This is a genomic window from Synechococcus sp. CCY 0621, from assembly GCF_019038465.1.
In the GTDB taxonomy this organism is placed as follows: Bacteria; Cyanobacteriota; Cyanobacteriia; order PCC-6307; family Cyanobiaceae; genus Cyanobium.
Window position 1 is genome coordinate 22,245 of the sequence record NZ_JAFKRH010000038.1, and the last position, 17,779, is coordinate 40,023.

Here is a 17,779-nt window from a genome sequence, read left to right on the forward strand (position 1 = left end):
ATCGCCATGACGGCTGCCGACGGGGCCTGCCTGCGCGTACCGCAGGAGCGGATTGACCGCTTCATCGGAGCGATCCTGGAGCGCCATGGCGTCCGCGCCGATGTGGCCGGGACGATCCGCAGCCACCTGGTGCAAGCCCATCTCTGGGGCATCGATTCCCATGGCCTGCAGCAACTGATCGGCTATGACCGCAGCCTGGCCAACGGGCGCATCAACCCCTCCCCCACGCTGCGCTTCGAAGCCACCCACGGGTGCCTGATGCGAGTCGACGCCGATCGCAGCCCGGGCCAGTACGCCGCGGGCCAGGCGATGCAACGGGCGATCGAGTTGGCCCGCATCCATGGCATGGCCGCCGTGGGTGTCACCAACAGCAACCACTTCGGCATGGCAGGGGTCTACACCCGCATGGCCGCCGCCGCCGGGATGGTGGGCTTCGCCACCAGCGACACCAACGTCGTGGATCTGGCCCCCTTCGGCGGCACCGCGGCCAGACTTGGTAACAACCCCCTCTCCTGGGCCGTTCCCTGCGGCGACACGCCCGTGGTGCTCGACATGTCCGCGGGCACGGTGAGTGGTGGCCGCATCCGCCACTTCGCCTATCTCGGCCTGCCGATTCCCGCCGGCTGGGGACTCGACGCCGACGGGCACGACACCCTCGACCCGGCAACATCGGCGGCGAATACCGCCGGTTCCCCCAAGGCCTCAGGGCTGGCCCTCATCGCCGATCTGCTCTGCGGGCCGCTGCTGGGCACAGAGGCGGCAATGTTCAAGCGCAAAAGGGTGCATGACGCCGCCAATGGCACCGGCCATGTCCTCTGGGTGCTCGATGTGGCCGCCTGGACCGGGCGTGCAGACTTCGAAGCCCGGGTGGCGGCGGCCATCGCCGGGCTGAAAGCCACTCCACCCACCGAAGCCGGTCAGGTGGTTCTCTATCCCGGTGAACGGGAGAACCTCACCGAACGGAAACGGCTGCGCGATGGAATCCCCCTGCCCCTCGGCCTGCTCGAGGCCCTGGGCGATCACTTCGGAGCCGATGCCGTTGCCCTGCTGCAGAAAGACGCCTGAACCGGATCCGCTGGACCGGCAGCTCGGTGGCAGCTCGGTGATTTCTGACGGAAAGCCCTATCAAAGGTCCGTATCCTGATAGGACTTACATTCGCCTGTCAGGAAAACTCTGAGGGCCCATGCCGCAGAAGAGACGGCGAGGCAGCTGGATACTGGAATCGGTCGGCATACTGACAGGTGGCATCTTGAAGCCGAAATATTTCCGTCCATCTTTAACTGTTACCGGCATATTTTATATCCTCCATTGCTTACTGGTTGTCAGGCACTTTAGCCATGCATGATTTCTCATAGGCTTGATTACCCAGCTCGTTCCGCGGCACACGAACCGAGCGCCTCAACTGATATGCAGGTCCTGCTGTGGTCACGGCTCGCAACGGCATCCAGCTCCAGAAGGGCCTGTCGCTGCCCGATTTTCAGAAGTTCTACGGCCCAGTGGCGCACTGGGAGGCCTCTCTGGAGAAGGCCCGCTGGCCTGACGGCTTCCATTGCCCCCGCTGCGATGGGCATGAGCACGGCCTTGTTTATGGCCGGCGGCTCAAGCGTTATCAATGCCGTGCTTGTGGGCACCAAGCCACGCTCACCGCGGGCACGATCATGCAGGCCACTGAGCTGCCGCTCAGAGTCGACCAGGCTGACCAGGGCGATGGGCACGTCGCAGACGTAGGCCGCCAGTGCCGTCAGATCGTCGATGGCCCGCTCGGTTGGTGTGTCGAGGATGCGGTATCAGCGAAGGGCTTCAAGCCGCTCTTGCTCTTGCTTGGTCAGTGGCGCTTTCATGGGCATGAAACCGAAGGATCCTGACGTCCCGTGGCCTCACTGTGGGCCCCACTCCCTCGGCACAGGAGCGGCTTCACGTTTCCACACCACTCCCCACCCCCGAACAGGGCATCGCTCCGTCCGCGCGGGCTTTGTGAGGAGTAAATTCCGTTGTGATGGAGCACCTGAACTGGGGATACATCCAATTAGGCCTGCTCGCCATTGCTTTTGGTGGCCTGCAGGTCTGGTGGATCAGCAGCACTCTGAGGACACGTGGCCTCGCTAAGCCCCTGAGCGCAAAGGGTTTCCGCAGATCCCTGGAGCGGATTTTTGAGAAGGACCAGCCGCCACCCGATTGATTGAGCGGCAGCAGGACCGGTTCATGGTAGGATTGTAAAGATTTGATAAGCTTGTATGTTCAGGGCACTGTTCGGCTTTCTCTTTGCGGCGGTTATGTTTGTCCAGGTTCCTCAATGGGACAACGATTGGACCAAGTGCTCTGTGTCGGTTCCCGACACCGCTTGTCACTGGTATGTAGTGAATCCAGACAACACTTTTGGCAAGGGATTTAGTTGGATCACTGCTCCAAAGTATGACTTTGAAGCACTTCAAGACATTGCAGCTCAGCATGAAGTGACAGTCGCTAGCGGCTATCAAACGACGGTGGAATTGATGAATGCAAGCGCTGACGTCAAATACGGCGACAATTACTGAGCGATAACAATTTTTCAATTAGATGCTTGATCTATTCTGATTTATCCGATAGGTCTGCCTTTGGTATTTAAACCTTAGACTTATTGATCGCTAGCAGACAGTTTAACTAAAGTTTCTAGGCGGTTATAGCGAAATCGAGCAGCGGAATGATTAAACTCCTGTCAGCATCAGCGGCAGGCCAGGATAATTCCGTTCATCAAGACATCAAAAGATTCGGTTGAATAAGTTCCAGATATCTCGCTGTTCAGCCTTGAGCGTTTATGGGACGTTTCCACGGAGTGCGCCCCCAGGGCTTGAGAAAAGAAATGAACACAACGGCCAACTGCAGCAGCACCTGAACGCCGCCACCCACCAGCCCCTGGAACCAGGTTGTCCAGTAGATCGAATCCGCAGGTATCTCAGGCAAGTTGAGCCCTGCGACCAAAGCGGCATTGCTATCGAGCCAGGGACCCAAGGCCACTGTGCCAAAAAAGATCAACGACACCGTGAGCAGGCCCTTGATCACCACCCACCAGTGCTTGAAATACCCCCACGGTGTGATGGCACAAAGTACAAGACCACTCAGGAGACTCAGCGAAGCACAAGGAATGATCACGACGTCGTCCAAGAACTTGCTCAGTTCAGCGACTACCACCTGCGTGGGGAAGGCCCGCTCGGCCTGGCCGAACTGAATCAACACCAATAGGCCGGCCGTCACGGCCCAAGTCAGGGAGATCACCACATGCGTGGAGATGATCCACAACCGCCCGGTGACCGATACTTTCCACACGAAAGGCAGCTGCTCAAATACCACGGAACCCTACCCAGAACCAGCCTTGGCCTCCCACCAGCCCAAAACGAGTGGCAATGGTGTCCCTCCGTCGCCTTCTGCTGAAGCGGGCGATCAGCCCAGAAAGGGATCCAGGAAGCTGAGCGGCCTGGGCATGGTTTCGGAGAAGCCGAGAATGCCGCGGTCCCGGTAGCAGTACACCAGTGTGTCGTCTGCCTCAGGGCACGTAGGTGCGCCAGTGGCCCAGCACTTCGCTCATGTTGCTGAGCAGCCGCACCGTGGCCAGCTCGAAGGGCCGCTGGAAGCCACGGCCGCCTGTTCTGGCGAAGAACGGCCCCTGGATCGGCGGCAGGTTCGGCCAGGGGCCGCCAATCTGCCACAGGCCTTCGTAGAGCGCCAGCGTCCGATGCAGCTGGGGCTCGGCGTCCACCCGCAGCTGCTCGCTCGGGAAGCCGGTCGTCCGGTGTCAACGACTTAGGCGGGTCTCATCACCGATGCCGATCGCCAGCACGTTGATGCCGGTGGCCTCCAGCTGCGGCCATGCCGCCACCAGGGCCTGGGCGTATTCGAGGCTGTCGAAATCCCCCAGCTGGGGGAGCATGAGCACCAGGCGACGGCGGCCCTTCCCGCGCCCTGAGGGCAATCCAGTGCCACCCCTCGTTACAATCTATTACAGTTGCTGAAACACCTCGAAACAGTCATGGCTGATTCCATGCCCCGCTTCGGGTTCGTTGCCTTCGCAGAAACCTGGAATGGTCGCCTCGCCATGCTCGGCTTCGTGATCGGGCTTGGCACCGAGCTGCTTACAGGTCAGGGCATCCTTTCCCAAATCGGTCTGGGTTGATCACCATGACTACCGACTACACCCCAGCCATCACTGCGGTCATCGCAATGGTGGTTGGCATGAGCGCCATGGTCATCTTCGTGCTCAGCCGCCCCAGTGATCTTTCACCCAGCTCCTGTTGATGCCATCCACGATGCGGTGGTGATCCCACCCAGTCAAGCTCTGCCGCCCCACTTCTTGGCACATTGGCATGGCCTCTCCTTAGGGCTTCTTCAGGGATGGTTCGAGCGGCACCTCCATCGCTCACCCGATTCGCCCAGAGCCTTGGGCGACAGCAAACCCAATGACTCTCCCGGGCCCAGTCCCGGAATTTTTTATGCCTGCCCACCAGTACTGGGCCTCCGGTTCGATCAGCCCCAGTCACCGGTCGGGGTCGATCAGCTGCTCAAGGCCTGCTGAATCCCGCTGAGTCAAACGGCCATTGGGGTGGCTATGCATAGAGGAGTGAGGTCGAGGTAGGTGGGTCGCACCCCAACCCGTAGCGGCCTCACACCCATTCGCGACTGATCAATCTGCTGAGACAGAACAGCTAGAACGAGCCATGCCAGACGACACCATGCCCGACAGAAAACAATCTCATGTGGTCGTCATCGGAGGCGGATGGGCTGGCTGGGGTGCCGCAAAGTCACTCTGCGAAGCCGGCGTTGACGTGACCTTGATCGATGGGATGCTCGATCCAACCGGCAGTCAACCAATCACAACCAAAAGCGGTAAACCATTTGAGGCTGGAATCAGGGGCTTTTGGAAGGACTATCCCAACATCAATGCCCTCACAGAAGAGCTCAGAATTGGCAATATATTCACTGACTTCACAACCAGTGCTTTTTGGTCACCCGATGGATTGGAAGCGACAGCTCCTGTTTTTGGAGAATCACCCCAATGGCCAAGCCCCCTAGGCCAAGTGATTGCAACAATCAAAAACTTCAAGCGACTTCCCATTCAAGATCGACTCAGTATCGCAGGACTTCTCTATGCCATACTGGACCTCTATCGAAGCGACCAGATTTTCCAGAAATACGACAATCTTAGTGCACAATCACTATTTCTAAAGCTAGGCATCAGCGATCGACTAATTAATGAGTTCTTGCGACCGATCTTGCTGGTTGGCTTGTTCAAGCCTCCCGAAGAAGTTTCGGCCGCTGTCACTATGGAGCTCCTCTATTACTATGCCCTGGCGCATCAAGACTCGTTTGATGTTCGTTGGATTAATTCAAAAAGCATTGCCGAACAACTGTTTGAGCCTCTCAGTCGAAGGCTGATGTCTCGCCATCATCTGCGCGTCCTTGGGGGAACCTTCGTGACACGGTTGAATGTTTCATCTGCGACGCAACGCATAAGCTCGGTTGAAATTCAAAGTGTAACAGCAAAAGAAGTCAGGGTGATTGATGACGTCGATGCTGTGGTTTTAGCGGTGGGTGCTAAAGGACTTAAATCCCTGATGTCTAAATCTCCAGAATGCAGCAAAGCAGCGCCAGAGCTTGTTGCCGCTGCTTCCCTCGGATCGATCGATGTCGTTTCAACACGTCTGTGGCTGGATCGCTATGTTCCAATCGCTTACCCAGCCAATGTCTTCTCTCGCTTCGAATCGCTGAAGGGCGCTGGAGGCACCTTTTTCATGCTTGACCAACTGCAAAAAGAATCGGAGCGGGCGCTATGGGGTCATGACCAGCCGCAGGGTTCCGTGATTGCAAGCGACTTTTACAACGCATCTGCGATCGCAGTGATGAATGATCAAGAGATTATTGATCGACTTATGCATGACTTGCTTCCAATTGCTCACCCTGAATTCAGGAACGCGAAGGTAGTTGATTACGAGGTACGGCGTTATCCAGATTCTGTGTCTCACTTCTCTCCCGGCAGTTTTAGGAAGCGCCCACCCTTGGAAACCTCAGTAGAGACGATCGTCTGCGCTGGTGACTGGGTGCGGATGGGCAACAAAGAGCATGGTGCCAAAGGCCTTTGTCAGGAAAGAGCCTATGTTTGTGGACTGGAAGCAGGAAACTCCCTGATCAGGCGCAAAATCGTCAAAGGGTCGAATCAATCGAAGACCATCCAACATTCGGTCGTCCCAATTCGTGCTGATGAACCACAGGTCGTTCTAGGCCGTGTTCTCAACAAAATCGTAATGGATCAAATCGATGTCTTTGGCCTGACACTCCCTTGGTTTGACTCATAGCCATCAAGTTATCATATAAACATAGCTGTGGCATGGATGTCTCTTGACGTTCGCTGGATTGATCGCATCATCACCCACTCCTCTGATTCCATGTCCTCAAGTGTCAGGGCAGAAGTGTCCGTAGTCTTCATTCAGGATGTCAGGCGAAAGCGAAAACTGGTCCAGCACTAATTCCGGATGTCACTTGACAGAACCAAAGGCGAGGTGATCACCGGTGAGTTGCTCCCCGATCAGGAGATTCCGTTGCTGAAGTCACGCCGGAATTGAGCCGGGCGGAGGCCCTCAAGCTCTGGGCTGAGAAGCGCCAAGCGGGCTGGAGTCCCTGCAGCCCCCAGTGGTGATCACCACGACCGCCAATACCGATTGCCCCCCACCAAGCTGAGCCCAGATCCGATGGCCCCCTCCTTGCCAATGAGCAACAGCCACCCGCCACGGCGTTACCGCCTGGTGGATCACCACGGCCAACCGCACCTTGAGCTCGATGAGCACTTCGATTCAATCGAGGAGGCCTGGGCGTTCGCCACCCACTGGTGGCAGCAGCAACAGCCTGCAAGCGAACCGGCTTCCCAGATCGGCCTTGGGTTGGAGGTGAGCACCGAGAGCGGCAGCTGGCGCACCCTGCGCCATCCGCAGGCCTGAACCCTGCAAAGGTGACCCCACAGGCCTCTCCCGCACTGGCACCCCCGTCCTCCACTGAACCTGCCCAGGCCAGCACGCAGCCCACCGAGGTGCTGGCGGGATCGATCGAGCGCGTCACCTTCCACAATGCCGAGAACGGCTTCTGCGTGCTGCGCATCAAGGCCCGCGGCCACCGCGACCTGGTGACGGTGGTGGGCCATGCCGCCGAGATCAGTGCCGGTGAATGGGTCACCGTGAGCGGCACCTGGGTGAACAGCCGCGAGCACGGCCAGCAGTTCAGAGCCTCCTTCCTCAGGGCTTCCGCTCCAACCACCGCGGAGTGGATCGAGAAGTACCTGGGTTCGTGCATGATCCGCGGGATCGGCCCGACCCACGACGTTGACACCCTGGCGGCTGAGCCGGCGATCTTCCTACCCACTCAGCTCCGCGATGAGCGCCACAGGGAGGTAGGCAGAACCATCCCCTGGGCAGAGCAACGCCTGGGCCTTGAGCTCACCCCCAGACAGGGGGCGCCGACCGGACGATCAAGCCACTCAGGCCCACCACCTCCACCAGCGTCTGCGGCCCGCTGATCTGGCGTGGCGGCCATCACAGAGCGGGTAGCGGTGGGAAAGGCCGCAGCCGCAGACCATCACCGTGCTGGCTTGATCAAGCCGCAGCTCCCGTGACACCCAGCCAGTGCCGAGGTGGGCGCCATCGCAGATCCAGCCATGGCGGCTGCGGCCGCAGCGGCAGAGCTGGTGCACTCCCGCTGGCAGCTCCAGGGGAATCGGACCCGCAGAAGGCGGAGCCGATTCAGCCATGGCACTCACAGCCACAGCCGGCGTGGCAGGGCTCACCGTTGGGGTGCCCCTTGGCGCAGACCTCGCTGCAGAACAGCAGGGCGCCGTTGCGGAACGGGCTGTCCGCCTGCACCGTGCAGTGACAGCCCGGGCAGGCGCACTGCAGCGTGGTTGGTTTCTCCAGGGTCGTGGTCATGGCCTCTCCTTGCTCTGTGCCGATGGGCCCAGTCTGGTGCCGTCAGCACCGGGCAGGAACGGCTTGCCGTACTGACAAGCCTGGCTGGCGGAACTATCTATAGGTCAGAGGCCACGACCAGGGCAGCGCGAGCTGAGACCCTGCAACCGGCCCTAGCCGAAGGCTTCTGCGCAGCAGTAGGGCGTCCGACACGGGGCGCCCTTCTCATTGGGGACGAGGCCAGCCTTTCTGCAGCTGTGCTGGGTTGCAGGACATTGGCACTTCGCGTTAAACGTGTCTGGCTCCCCCGGCAGCGCCACGGTTGCCCAGTGAGCCAGACCTAGCGTTAAGGCCATACCGCCGGGTGGGCCATGGCCGTGGTGAACCGCTGCAGGTGCGGAGCTACCCCAGCCAGAAAATGCTGGTCTGAGCCGGGCAGCACGACCTCGATGTCGATGCAGCTGGAGCCAGGGAGCCCTGCCTGTATCTGATTCACGATTACGAGACGGAAGAAGAGGCCAAGGAAATCCTCGAGGAGGTCTACTAGGCGATCTGTGAAGCCGAGCTCGACTACTGGCATCGCGACACCGGCACCTGGCCGGCGGAGCGCAGCTATCCGGTGTTCCGCAAATGGTTCGAGGAGCGCTTCTGCCCCCTGATCCAGGACCTGGTGGGCGAGGAACTCACCGCCACCCAGGTGGATGAGGAGTTCATCGTTGGGCTGGGGGCTGCGCTGGAAGTGCTCACCCCCGATGAGCACGACACCCTGATGACGTCTGGATCACCCTTCGTCATGGAGCTGAGGCGCGATGCGCGCTGGGTGTGGTCTCGGCGGCCGGGCGGGGCAAGAGCGACTGAGGCCAAGCTGGGGAAACCCCATGAGGGTGCATCCATGGATCGATAGGTTCCATTCGGTTCTCCTTGGACTCCCGAGCATTCCATGCCATTGCGATGCTGACTCCCATCCATCGTTGCGATGACCACTACTGGGCCTGGGCCTCAATTTCCTGTTTCGAAACGACGCCATCACCGTTCTCATCCGTCATGTTGAAGGCCCGGCTATACATGCCGAAGCGTCGGATCCTGGGCGCCCGGCCGAGGCCCTGGTCTGCGTTGAGATTGACGAAGGTCTTGAATTCAGCGAAATCGAGTTGCTTGTCCTGATTGGCGTCAGCCTTGAGGAAATTGGCCTGGGCCTGTGCGCGCTCGGATGTGGCGGTTGCCGGCAGTGCGAGCGCCATCCACAGGGCCGTTGCCGAGGCAAGACGGGTGGCGAAAGACCGTTTGGTGTTCATGGTGTTAACTCCGATGGGATTGGCTGAGGTTGGCCGTTGGATGGCGGCAGCCGCTGATGACGACAGACCGATCGACGATGGCTTTGGATGCGAACTCAAACGATTAGGAGGAATGTTGTCCAGCACCTGGGGGCCCAAACAGGATGGAAAGCCGTTGTTTCCAGCCGGACTTCGCTGCCCTGAACTCAGCGAACATGGCCAGCCACTCGCCAAACACGATCTTGAAAGGATTGAGCGTTCTGGCTTGGCCGGCAAGTCCGTAGCAGAGCGTTTCCTTGGCCGGCTGCTCCGTGAAGGTGCCGAAGAGCCGGTCAAAGACAATCAATGTCCCACCAAAATTCTTGTCGAGGCAAGTTTCGTTGCAGGCATGGTGGAGCCGGTGATGGGACGGGCTGTTCAAGATCCATTCAAGGAACCCAAGGCGTGGCAGCCACTCGGAATGGATGAAGAACTGGTAGCCGAGGTTGAGGCTGAGAGCGATCACAATGGCGATCGGGTGGAACCCAATCAGAGCCAGCGGGACATAAATGAGATAGTGACCGGATAATCCCGCCGTCCATCCGAGCCGAATGCCAGCGGTCAGATTGATCCGGGTGGAGGAGTGGTGCACCGCGTGGGTCGCCCACAACCAGCGCACCTGGTGGGAGGCGCGGTGATGCCAATAGTAGACAAACTCCACGATCACAAAGAACGCGATCCAAGCCAGTGGCGATGCCAAATCAATGTCGAAAAGTCGATGGTTGTAGGCCAGGAAGAGGGGCACCGAGACGACTGCGGCCTCCATCGTCCGGATGATCTGGTGGCCGAAGGCGATCACGAAGGACGCTGCGGTTTCATCGATGTCATGGGTGTCGACACGGGCGAAGCGGCTGCCGGTGTACTCCAGTGCCATGAGCCCGACGACGATGGCGAGGAACAGGGGCCCCAATGTAGTGCGGGCGGCTGGAATCAGACTGGGATCAACCATGGGATTCTCCACGTGGTGCGAGGTGGCCACACCAAGAAGGTAAGAGGTCAACTTGACGGGGGTTTTTCCGTGTGGATGCGTTTTGCGGAGATTTGTGGCCAGACTTTGTCAGTTTGTGCATGAGCCACACCAACGCCTGCCGAACAGCTACAGAGGGTGCACCTCGCCGAGCCTGGGGATGGGCGCAGAGCCAACCAAGATCCTTGTGGTCGATGATGATGACGATATCCGAGGGCTCCTCATCGGCGTCCTGAGCGAGGAGGGGTTTGCTGCCAGGGGCGTTCCCGATGCGGGACGCATGGACGCCGCCATCGCGCTCGAGCGACCCGACCTCGTCATCCTCGATCTGATGCTCCCCGGTGAGGACGGCCTGTCAATCTGCCGGCGGCTGCGCGCGGCCTCGTCGATTCCCGTGATCATGCTCACGGCCCGAAGTGCTGAAGTCGATCGCATCGTCGGTCTTGAACTCGGTGCCGATGACTATGTGACGAAGCCGTTCTCCAAACGGGAACTGGTAGCCCGGATTCGATCCGTGTTGCGCCGTGGCGGGCCGCCGGCCGGACGCAACCCACCCCAGGAGGTGCTCCAGTTCAATCAATACACGGTCCATGTGAATGCGCGACGTCTTTCCGATTCATCAGGACGTGACATTGCACTGACCAGCGCTGAATTTGATTTGCTTGTCTGCTTCGTTCAGGCACCCCAGCGTGTGCTTTCGAGGGATCTGCTGCTCGAGAAGGTCCATCAGCGCCGTGGGGATCCCTTTGACCGGTCCATCGATACCTTGGTGTCGCGGCTGCGGAAGAAGATCGAAGCGGCCAGTGACAACGAACGGCTCATCGCCACGATCCGAAGTCATGGCTATCTGTTCACGCCAACGGTGCAGGTCGTGTCGGGATGAAAACGTCCCAGGTGGTTCGCCTCGGCCTGACCCTTGTGGTCACACTGCTCACGATCTCCGTGATGGCCGCGGCCTATGTGTTGCGGCGGTCGCCCATCAACGCGCAGGCAACGATTCCCTCGCCGGCCAAGGTGGCGGCGATGGCTGATCTGCTCGACGGGCTCTCCGACGAGGCGCGGGCGAAGATCCTGCCGGCGCTGTCGACTCCGACCCTCGAAGTCACGCTTGAACCCCATGCCGGGCCCGCGCTCAGCCCTGCGGCGCCGGAAGACCGGCCACTGAAAGAGCTCGCAGCTGCCTACCGGGCGGCGATGCCGAACCGTGCCATCGGGCTGGATGTCTGGCGACCCGGGCGGCCGATGGACGGCCTGCCACCGCTGCTGCGCAGCGCCGATGCGAGACGCGTTCTGAGCATCACCTTGCAGCGCTACACGCTGCTCGTTCTGCGATCCCGGGAGCTGTTTCCGGTGACCAATCTCGGCTTACCCCTCGGCTTCGGCGCCGGGCTGGTGGGGACGATCTTCGCCACGCTGATGCTGGTGTTCCTGTTGCGTCAGATCCGCCCGCTGGAAGAGCTGGCGCGTGCCGTCGACAGCATTGATCTGAACGCCGACCCCCAGCCAATCCGGGACGTGAGGTCAGCGGCGCCGGAGATCCGCGCCCTCGTGGGAGCCTTCAACCGGCAACAGGAGCGACTGTCGCGACTGTTGCAGGCGCGCCTTGCCCTTGTCGGCGGTCTCCAGCACGATGTCAGGACATTGGCCACCAAGGTTCGGCTGCGTTTGGAGCACGCGCCCACCTCCCAGGGTCTGGACCAAGCCATCTCGGACCTCGACGACATGGTTCGCCTGCTGGATGATGCCCTGCTCGCCACCCAAGGTACCGAGACAGCGACGGAGGATGGGCTCGAACTGGTCGACATCCACGCCTTGCTGAGCCTGGAACTGGAGGCTCGACCGGATCAGAGCGTCAGCCTCGACGGGGTTGGGGACGGGCCGACGCCTCGGCTCTATGTGCTTGGGAACCGCCTTGCCCTGCGTCGGGTTTTTGCCAACCTGATCGACAACGCCCTGAAGCACGGTCACCAGGCGCGGATCGGGGTGGCCGGGACGCCGCCTGATCGGGTCGTGGTGACCATTGATGACCGCGGGCCCGGCATTCCAGCGGCGATGCGTGACTGGGTGCGCGAGCCGTTCGTGCGGCTTGAGCGTTCGCGGGCGCGAACGACCGGCGGCTCCGGACTTGGCCTCGCCATTGTCAGCAACCTCCTGGCCCGTCACCATGGCCACTTCACGATTGCGGACGCACCAGGCGGCGGTGCAAGGGTCACCGTGGAACTGCCGCGGTTCCGGGCTGATCGGGCTTGAGGCCCACGGTGGTCGGGCGCCATCTGCAGTGAGCACGCCCAGTGCTGCCAACCCCACCTTGAGCTTGATGAGCACTTCGATTCGATCGAGGAGGCATGGGCGTTCGCCACCCACTGGTGGCAAGGAGCAACAGCCCGCTGGCGAACCGGCATCCCAGGTTGGTCTTGGTTTGGAGATGAGTACTGAGAGCGGCAGTTGGCGCACTCTTCGCCACCCTCAAGGTTGAAGCCTGCACTGGAGAGACCAAAGGCCACTACCACCACCGTTAGTCAGTTAACACTTCAGCTGTAGTTGCCATAGGATGAAACCACCGCTGCAACTTACTCGAAACAAATCGTTGGGCCACTGCGTAGAGCTTTCATCTATGGCCTTATCAGTTACGCGGGACTGATTCTGATCAACAACTCAGAGCTTGACCTCCCCAATATGTGGATCGCCTATCTACCAATGTTTATCGGCGTCTATGTGGTGACGCAGTGGTTGGACAGGAAATTCCGGGACTGAGAGCCTCAGGAATGATTGAGGTGGTCAATCCAGGGAATGGGCAGCAAGTGCCTGTCGCTCTCTGACCGCTCCCGAGAACGCTGCTGGGAGTAACCGATAACTGCCCGTTCAGCCCCATGTCCTTCTATACCGCCGACATCTCCATCCAGCTTCTGATCGACACGACCAACACCCTGCAGGAGATCGAAAGCCGCATGACCGCCAGAGCCTTCGGCGCGGTGCACAGCCCTGAGATTGGACCTGAGGTCCAGCGGGTGCTCATAGCGCTACTGGAGGTCCTGGACCGGACCAGCCCCGATGGAGTGATCCGACCCACCACAGGCTCGACTCGTCCCCACCACTCCGTCAGATGCTGCTTCCTGCTGCTCAACCAACTACTTCGGATAGAGGAGGTCCGGTTGCCCATCAGGGAACGGGCAATGAAAGAGCCGGATGCAGGTTCTGTCCAACCCCTGTCCAACCGGGGGTGAATGGCAATCCCTGAAAAGTCAATCGGGGCGACAGGATTCGAACCTGCGACCTAGTGCTCCCAAAGCACCCGCGCTACCAAGCTGCGCCACGCCCCGTCGTTCAAAGCTTAGTCCATGATCTGGCGACGATCGCCCCAGTGACAGAAGGCCAGGACCTGTGAAGGGTCCGCGACGGGTGCTTGTGCAGAGGATTGAAAAGCAGCGTGATGAGCGGCCTGAGGTCAAACACACGTGTTGGGTGCACGATCGCAGGGACGCAGCCTTGGCCAGTGGCAACAGCACAACGCAGTCACGAATGTCCTGAATGTGGTTGCAGGTGTGTGGAGCAAAAGATAGGAACCACCTGCTCAAGAGCAGATCTTTCGCGCTGTACGGCTCAGAGAGTGTTGCTCACAGACGAACAGCATCTACCCGTGCCTTGCACTTCAGGCCTCCAAGGATCCAGGCGCCAACAGAGCTCTATCAAAGTACTGATCCAGGATGGTTCCAGGCAGCAGCGGGCCCTCCGTGAAGGCAAGACCCATACGAATCTTCTGATTCAAGATCGTCATCCACTTGACGCAAGCAGACAGATAAACATTTTGGAACAGTCCATAATCGCTGATGCTGAGGAAGACTTGATCATTGAGGTCAACCTCCAGCAATCCGCGACGAACAATGCAAGCTCCAGCCCGGCTGATATCACCCAATGTTACGTAGCCCGAATGCCCCGAGGACAGATGGATGCTGGCGGGAACTCCCGATGGCAAAATTTGCCTTAGCGAACTGCGTCGATCTTTGCGTCGCTCCTCATTTCCGGTAAACTCCGGTAGCATGGATCCAGATCAGACATGTACCTTCAAAGCTAAAAGCAAGCCGCTGCATTGTCAACGGCATCATGTCGGGACGGATACACAAACCCAAGCGTGGCGATCGAATAGTTTCAGGCAAAGAAATGGTTAAGTCTCAGCGTGGGGATCGGGGCAGGACATGACCCTCTGAGGGGCGATCGGCCCCAGCCACTCTGATCAAAACCACTCCACGTAGAAGAGGGTAGAGGATAATGTTATAAGCCTATCCTTTGCGATGTCCAATTTAGAATCAAGGCAGCGAAATGACAGGCATGGCAGGCATTCTGAACAAAAGTCGGATGTGTGAGGCCAGGTCCCGGCTGCGCACGTGTTCTCTCCAGCGGCTTGCGTCCAGTTCGCTCACCCTTCTGTTTCCAGGCCTTTTGAGCATGGCTCTGGTGCACCCGGCCACAGCTCAAGAAGGAAAATGAGCGGTGACGGTGGCCGAAGGTGGCCGCTGTCGACTTCATCCCCGCATGGGGTGATCTCGAGAGCAACATTCGTCGTCTCGCGCAAGCGGCGGAACGCGTGGCCGCCCAGGGCGTGAACGATGTGGTGTTTCCTGAAACGACAATCAGTAGTGACGACTTTACCGAACCTGCGGAATTGCCGCCCTATGTGGACACGATTCCGGGTCGTGCGACAGCAGCCTTGTTTCCGATGATCAAGCGAACCGGGCTGATCATGAACGTGGTCATTGCCGAGAAAGATGCGATCACTGGCATCGTCTTGAACACCGCTGTCTTGCTAGGCTCTGATGGCATCATCGGCAAGTACCGCAAGAACGGACTCAATGGCCAGGACGTGCAACTGTTCGGGCCTGGCGACACCGATGTCGGGGTCTTTGACACACCGATCGGGCGCATTGCCCTGATCATTTGCTAAGACGATACCAACTGGCAATACGACCGGCTGGCAGGCCTGAGGGGAGCTCAGATCATTGGATGGCACTCGATTTCTGATCGTGTGATGCCTGGCACCCCGGCGGCGAAGGCTCGCCTGTACCACTCCACGGACGCCAACGTTCAACACATGAGTGCGCTCAATGGCGTCTTCGTGGTTGGGGCCACCCTCAGCGGCATTGAGCGCAACCCAATCACCTGGTTGCCATAGGGGCTCAAGCTTGTCCAGGCGCCCGTGGTCCCTCCCGAGGCGCTTCCACCCGGGCTCAACCGATGGGTCGCGACCACCATCATCCCCGCCGACCTTCGCTCTACAACCCGTTGCTGGCGCTACGGCGCGCGCCGGTCGATTCCTGCGCAACGATGGGGAATCAGCCTGTGCAGTTGGCTGCTGCACAGTGGCTCGGAGGTTCATCACAACTAGGCAGCAGCCAGCCCCTGGCCAACGAGCTGACCGTGCTCCCCGAGCTCTCGGGGCTGTCGGGATCAGAAGCCGGGTCGAGCGTCGCGGAGGAGCCTTCGAGCAACTCCTTGCCAACCGCGCCAACGTCGGACATGGCTACCCGGTAAGCAGTTACCCCGAGCGAGAAGGCTCCCTCCTTTACGCAGTGAGTGATCCCCCGACGGGCCGAGCCGATCTGCACCCCTATCTGGCCTGCTAGTTGGGCCAGTCTTGGTCATCAGTGGCAGTAGGCGGGTTGGCAGCGCCACCGCAGCAGGAATTTACGGGCCTGAGCCGGTGGTGTTCACACCCACGCTCACGGCGCCTGGCACCTGGATCAACCAACAGCAGCTGCTCATTGGCCAGCGCAACGACCTCTATCGCCCCCTGGTCCTGGATGCTCAGAACATCTGCTTCCAGAAGTGGAAGCAGGCCGGCCATGGAATCGTGAGCTGCCCCTGACACTGTCGTTGTGACCATGGGCTGCTTCACCCCCAGCGCCGCCTACGGCTCACCGCCACGCTGCCGTCGAAGCCGGGCACCGGCACCCGGCACTTGCTGAGCTCCAACGCCAGGGGGATGGGGCCGTAGCAGGCTTCGAGGGCATCGAGGATCCGCTCGCTGTAGTGCTCCAGGGTGAGGCAGCGTATGGTGCGGGCCTGCTGCTGCAGCGCGGCGATGCCGCGGCCGTAGTCGAAACCCTGGCTGAGGTCGTCGCTGCGGGCCACGGCGCCCAGGTCGACCCCCAGGGAGAAGGCCAGCTCGAACCACTGGCCGTGCAGCCGTTCGTGCTCGTACACGCCCACGTGGGCCCAGAGCCGCAGGCCCCGCACATGGATCGCCTCGTTCACAGGGGCAGGGGGCGGTGGCTGAACTGCCGCCGGCCTTCGGCGTAGTCGGCGGCGATGTGGCCCTCGCCCCGCAGCCGGTAGCGGTAGGTGACCAGCCCCTCGAGCCCCACCGGCCCCCGCGGCGGCAGGGTCTGGGTGCTGATGCCCACCTCGGCGCCGAAGCCGTAGCGGTTGCCGTCGGCGAAGCGGGTGGAGCAGTTGAGGAACACCCCGGCGCTGTCGACTGCCCGCAGGAAGCGGTCGGCGGCCGCCGGATCGGTGGTGGCGATCGCGTCGGTGTGGCGGGAGCCGTGGCGGCGCACATGTTCCAGGGCCGCCTCCAGATCCTCCACCACCTTCACATTGAGGATCAGATCGGAATACTCCGTGTCCCAGGCGCCGGGGCCGGCCGCTTGCTCCACCCCAATGGCGCAGGCGGCCGCATCGCCCCGCAGCTCGACGCCTGCCGCCGCGAAGGCTGGCAGCGCCACCGCCAGGAAGGCCGGCGCGATGGCCTGGTGCACCAGCAGGGTCTCGATGGCGTTGCAGGCCGCCGGGTACTGGGTCTTGCTGTCGAGGGCGATGCGCAGCGCCAGGGCCGGGTCGGCGGCCCGATCCACATACAAGTGGCAGATGCCGTCGGCGTGGCCGAGCACGGGGATGCGGGTGTTGTCCTGGATGAAGCGCACCAGGGCGTTGGACCCCCGGGGGATGATCAGATCCACCAGGCCATCGAGCCGCAGCAGCCCCAGGCTCTCCTGGCGGCTGGTGAGCAGCTCCAGGGCGCCCGGGGCCACGGCGCTGTCGGCCAGGCCCCGCTGCAGGGCCGCCACGATCGCCTGGCAGCTGCGGCTGGCCTCCCGTCCCCCCTTGAGCAGGGCGCCATTGCCGGAGCGGATCGCCAGCGAGGCGATCTGCATCACCGCATCGGGCCGGGCCTCGAAGATCACCCCCAGCACCCCCAGGGGCACACTCAGGCGCTCCAGCACCAGCCCCTGGTCGAGTTCGGTGTGCAGCTGGCGCCGGCCCAGCGGATCGGCCAGGGCCGCCACCTGGCGCACGCCGGCGATGGCGCCCGCCAGCTTGGGGCCATCCAGCTTGAGGCGGGCCACCAGGGCCGGCGCCAGCCCCTCGGCGGCAGCGGCCGCCAGGTCAGCCCGGTTGGCCTCCAGGATTTCGGCGCTGGCCGCGTCGAGGGCGTCGGCCAGCGCCGTCACGGCTGCGCGGCGTTCGGCGTCGCTGCACTGGCCCAGGGCCATGGCGGCCCGGCGCACCGCCGCGGCCCGCTGCAGCAGCTGGGGGTCGGGCTCCGGCACGACGCTGGTGGGAGGGGTGATGGTCTGGCTCATGG

The 17,779-nt window shown here is 61.1% G+C and carries 24 protein-coding genes, 1 tRNA gene and 1 pseudogene; 15 read left to right on the top strand and 11 right to left on the bottom strand.

What is annotated here, in order from left to right; translation table 11 throughout:
• Positions 1-6 precede the first annotated feature (6 nt).
• The 4 genes and pseudogenes from KUG43_RS12305 (at position 7) to KUG43_RS12315 (ending at position 2,535) form a co-directional block, all read left to right on the top strand.
• Positions 7-1,065, top strand: a complete 1,059-nt coding sequence (locus tag KUG43_RS12305) for an Ldh family oxidoreductase (RefSeq protein WP_216909460.1) — start codon at positions 7-9, stop codon at positions 1,063-1,065.
• A 357-nt stretch (positions 1,066-1,422) separates the two neighbouring features.
• Positions 1,423-1,683 (top strand): annotated as a pseudogene (locus tag KUG43_RS17095) (transposase); the annotation flags it as partial.
• Between the two features lie 314 nt (positions 1,684-1,997).
• Positions 1,998-2,180: a DUF8681 family protein gene (locus KUG43_RS17490; protein ID WP_502988610.1), complete on the top strand. Its 183-nt coding sequence runs from the start codon at positions 1,998-2,000 to the stop codon at positions 2,178-2,180.
• A 55-nt stretch (positions 2,181-2,235) separates the two neighbouring features.
• Complete coding sequence (locus tag KUG43_RS12315; RefSeq protein ID WP_216909464.1) at positions 2,236-2,535, top strand: DUF8643 family protein; 300 nt, start codon at positions 2,236-2,238, stop codon at positions 2,533-2,535.
• A gap of 244 nt (positions 2,536-2,779) precedes the next feature.
• Here KUG43_RS12315 and KUG43_RS12320 read toward each other — a convergent pair whose 3' ends face one another.
• The 3 genes from KUG43_RS12320 to KUG43_RS17500 form a co-directional block, all read right to left on the bottom strand.
• Entirely contained in the window at positions 2,780-3,328 is a 549-nt protein-coding gene (locus KUG43_RS12320) for a hypothetical protein (protein WP_216909466.1), read from the bottom strand.
• 193 nt (positions 3,329-3,521) lie between these two features.
• The gene (locus tag KUG43_RS17495) at positions 3,522-3,734 is read right to left on the bottom strand and encodes a hypothetical protein (RefSeq protein ID WP_502988611.1); all 213 of its coding nucleotides are present in this window, start codon (positions 3,732-3,734) and stop codon (positions 3,522-3,524) included.
• Between the two features lie 36 nt (positions 3,735-3,770).
• Entirely contained in the window at positions 3,771-3,911 is a 141-nt protein-coding gene (locus KUG43_RS17500; RefSeq protein ID WP_502988612.1) for a hypothetical protein, read from the bottom strand.
• 93 nt (positions 3,912-4,004) lie between these two features.
• On the opposite strand from KUG43_RS17500, the gene KUG43_RS12330 reads away from it, so the two are divergent.
• The 5 genes from KUG43_RS12330 (at position 4,005) to KUG43_RS17100 (ending at position 7,535) form a co-directional block, all read left to right on the top strand.
• Entirely contained in the window at positions 4,005-4,148 is a 144-nt protein-coding gene (locus KUG43_RS12330; protein WP_216909468.1) for a CAB/ELIP/HLIP family chlorophyll-binding protein, read from the top strand.
• A gap of 541 nt (positions 4,149-4,689) precedes the next feature.
• Entirely contained in the window at positions 4,690-6,324 is a 1,635-nt protein-coding gene (locus KUG43_RS12335) for a hydroxysqualene dehydroxylase (RefSeq protein WP_216909470.1), read from the top strand.
• A 263-nt stretch (positions 6,325-6,587) separates the two neighbouring features.
• Entirely contained in the window at positions 6,588-6,665 is a 78-nt protein-coding gene (locus tag KUG43_RS17360; RefSeq protein WP_216909752.1) for a DUF1651 domain-containing protein, read from the top strand.
• A gap of 52 nt (positions 6,666-6,717) precedes the next feature.
• Positions 6,718-6,963, top strand: a complete 246-nt coding sequence (locus KUG43_RS12345) for a hypothetical protein (RefSeq protein ID WP_216909472.1) — start codon at positions 6,718-6,720, stop codon at positions 6,961-6,963.
• An 11-nt stretch (positions 6,964-6,974) separates the two neighbouring features.
• Complete coding sequence (locus KUG43_RS17100) at positions 6,975-7,535, top strand: YrrC family ATP-dependent DNA helicase (protein ID WP_286194731.1); 561 nt, start codon at positions 6,975-6,977, stop codon at positions 7,533-7,535.
• On the opposite strand, the gene KUG43_RS12355 is transcribed toward KUG43_RS17100, so the two are convergent.
• Entirely contained in the window at positions 7,497-7,766 is a 270-nt protein-coding gene (locus tag KUG43_RS12355) for a CDGSH iron-sulfur domain-containing protein (protein ID WP_216909474.1), read from the bottom strand. The two genes, KUG43_RS17100 and KUG43_RS12355, sit on opposite strands and share 39 nt — an antisense overlap.
• Entirely contained in the window at positions 7,759-7,941 is a 183-nt protein-coding gene (locus tag KUG43_RS12360) for a metallothionein (RefSeq protein WP_216909476.1), read from the bottom strand. Before KUG43_RS12360 ends, KUG43_RS12355 begins: the two co-directional genes overlap by 8 nt.
• Before the next feature lie 598 nt (positions 7,942-8,539).
• On the opposite strand from KUG43_RS12360, the gene KUG43_RS12365 reads away from it, so the two are divergent.
• A complete protein-coding gene (locus KUG43_RS12365; protein WP_216909477.1) occupies positions 8,540-8,824 on the top strand; it encodes a hypothetical protein in 285 nt (94 codons plus the stop codon).
• Between the two features lie 79 nt (positions 8,825-8,903).
• Here KUG43_RS12365 and KUG43_RS12370 read toward each other — a convergent pair whose 3' ends face one another.
• Together KUG43_RS12370 and KUG43_RS12375 are read right to left on the bottom strand one after the other, a co-directional pair.
• Positions 8,904-9,215, bottom strand: coding sequence for an EF-hand domain-containing protein (locus KUG43_RS12370; RefSeq protein ID WP_216909478.1), 312 nt, complete (start codon positions 9,213-9,215; stop codon positions 8,904-8,906).
• A 103-nt stretch (positions 9,216-9,318) separates the two neighbouring features.
• The gene (locus KUG43_RS12375) at positions 9,319-10,182 is read right to left on the bottom strand and encodes a sterol desaturase family protein (protein WP_286194732.1); all 864 of its coding nucleotides are present in this window, start codon (positions 10,180-10,182) and stop codon (positions 9,319-9,321) included.
• A gap of 178 nt (positions 10,183-10,360) precedes the next feature.
• On the opposite strand from KUG43_RS12375, the gene KUG43_RS12380 reads away from it, so the two are divergent.
• From KUG43_RS12380 to KUG43_RS17105, 3 genes are all read left to right on the top strand, one after another.
• Positions 10,361-11,083, top strand: coding sequence for a response regulator (locus tag KUG43_RS12380; protein WP_216909479.1), 723 nt, complete (start codon positions 10,361-10,363; stop codon positions 11,081-11,083).
• Positions 11,080-12,450, top strand: a complete 1,371-nt coding sequence (locus KUG43_RS12385; protein ID WP_216909480.1) for a sensor histidine kinase — start codon at positions 11,080-11,082, stop codon at positions 12,448-12,450. Before KUG43_RS12380 ends, KUG43_RS12385 begins: the two co-directional genes overlap by 4 nt.
• A gap of 620 nt (positions 12,451-13,070) precedes the next feature.
• Positions 13,071-13,424, top strand: coding sequence for a hypothetical protein (locus KUG43_RS17105; RefSeq protein ID WP_286194733.1), 354 nt, complete (start codon positions 13,071-13,073; stop codon positions 13,422-13,424).
• Between the two features lie 22 nt (positions 13,425-13,446).
• On the opposite strand, the gene KUG43_RS12395 is transcribed toward KUG43_RS17105, so the two are convergent.
• Together KUG43_RS12395 and KUG43_RS12400 are read right to left on the bottom strand one after the other, a co-directional pair.
• Positions 13,447-13,520: transfer RNA gene (locus tag KUG43_RS12395), tRNA-Pro, on the bottom strand.
• 329 nt (positions 13,521-13,849) lie between these two features.
• Entirely contained in the window at positions 13,850-14,239 is a 390-nt protein-coding gene (locus KUG43_RS12400; protein ID WP_216909481.1) for a PilZ domain-containing protein, read from the bottom strand.
• A 465-nt stretch (positions 14,240-14,704) separates the two neighbouring features.
• Here KUG43_RS12400 and KUG43_RS12405 point away from each other — a divergent pair, with 465 nt between their 5' ends.
• Both KUG43_RS12405 and KUG43_RS12410 read left to right on the top strand, forming a co-directional pair.
• Positions 14,705-15,139 (top strand): nitrilase-related carbon-nitrogen hydrolase, encoded by a 435-nt coding sequence (locus tag KUG43_RS12405; protein ID WP_216909482.1) that lies wholly within the window; start codon positions 14,705-14,707, stop codon positions 15,137-15,139.
• 756 nt (positions 15,140-15,895) lie between these two features.
• Positions 15,896-16,060: a hypothetical protein gene (locus KUG43_RS12410; protein WP_216909483.1), complete on the top strand. Its 165-nt coding sequence runs from the start codon at positions 15,896-15,898 to the stop codon at positions 16,058-16,060.
• Positions 16,061-16,086: 26 nt separating this feature from the next.
• Here the strand turns inward: KUG43_RS12410 and KUG43_RS12415 are convergent, their stop codons facing one another.
• The gene (locus tag KUG43_RS12415) at positions 16,087-16,449 is read right to left on the bottom strand and encodes a dihydroneopterin aldolase (protein WP_216909485.1); all 363 of its coding nucleotides are present in this window, start codon (positions 16,447-16,449) and stop codon (positions 16,087-16,089) included.
• Positions 16,446-17,777, bottom strand: coding sequence for a glutamate-5-semialdehyde dehydrogenase (locus KUG43_RS12420; protein ID WP_216909487.1), 1,332 nt, complete (start codon positions 17,775-17,777; stop codon positions 16,446-16,448). Before KUG43_RS12420 ends, KUG43_RS12415 begins: the two co-directional genes overlap by 4 nt.
• Positions 17,778-17,779 lie beyond the last annotated feature (2 nt).

Excerpts from the sequence above, each read along its gene's own strand:
- KUG43_RS12305 (WP_216909460.1), top strand. The coding sequence starts at position 7 with ATGACGGCTGCCGACGGGGCCTGCCTGCGCGTACCGCAGGAGCGGATT.
- KUG43_RS17490 (WP_502988610.1), top strand. The coding sequence starts at position 1,998 with ATGGAGCACCTGAACTGGGGATACATCCAATTAGGCCTGCTCGCCATT.
- KUG43_RS12315 (WP_216909464.1), top strand. The coding sequence starts at position 2,236 with ATGTTCAGGGCACTGTTCGGCTTTCTCTTTGCGGCGGTTATGTTTGTC.
- KUG43_RS12330 (WP_216909468.1), top strand. The coding sequence starts at position 4,005 with ATGGCTGATTCCATGCCCCGCTTCGGGTTCGTTGCCTTCGCAGAAACC.
- KUG43_RS12335 (WP_216909470.1), top strand. The coding sequence starts at position 4,690 with ATGCCAGACGACACCATGCCCGACAGAAAACAATCTCATGTGGTCGTC.
- KUG43_RS12345 (WP_216909472.1), top strand. The coding sequence starts at position 6,718 with ATGGCCCCCTCCTTGCCAATGAGCAACAGCCACCCGCCACGGCGTTAC.
- KUG43_RS12355 (WP_216909474.1), bottom strand. The coding sequence starts at position 7,766 with ATGGCTGAATCGGCTCCGCCTTCTGCGGGTCCGATTCCCCTGGAGCTG.
- KUG43_RS12360 (WP_216909476.1), bottom strand. The coding sequence starts at position 7,941 with ATGACCACGACCCTGGAGAAACCAACCACGCTGCAGTGCGCCTGCCCG.
- KUG43_RS12370 (WP_216909478.1), bottom strand. The coding sequence starts at position 9,215 with ATGAACACCAAACGGTCTTTCGCCACCCGTCTTGCCTCGGCAACGGCC.
- KUG43_RS12375 (WP_286194732.1), bottom strand. The coding sequence starts at position 10,182 with ATGGTTGATCCCAGTCTGATTCCAGCCGCCCGCACTACATTGGGGCCC.
- KUG43_RS12380 (WP_216909479.1), top strand. The coding sequence starts at position 10,361 with ATGGGCGCAGAGCCAACCAAGATCCTTGTGGTCGATGATGATGACGAT.
- KUG43_RS12385 (WP_216909480.1), top strand. The coding sequence starts at position 11,080 with ATGAAAACGTCCCAGGTGGTTCGCCTCGGCCTGACCCTTGTGGTCACA.
- KUG43_RS17105 (WP_286194733.1), top strand. The coding sequence starts at position 13,071 with ATGTCCTTCTATACCGCCGACATCTCCATCCAGCTTCTGATCGACACG.
- KUG43_RS12400 (WP_216909481.1), bottom strand. The coding sequence starts at position 14,239 with ATGCTACCGGAGTTTACCGGAAATGAGGAGCGACGCAAAGATCGACGC.
- KUG43_RS12420 (WP_216909487.1), bottom strand. The coding sequence starts at position 17,777 with ATGAGCCAGACCATCACCCCTCCCACCAGCGTCGTGCCGGAGCCCGAC.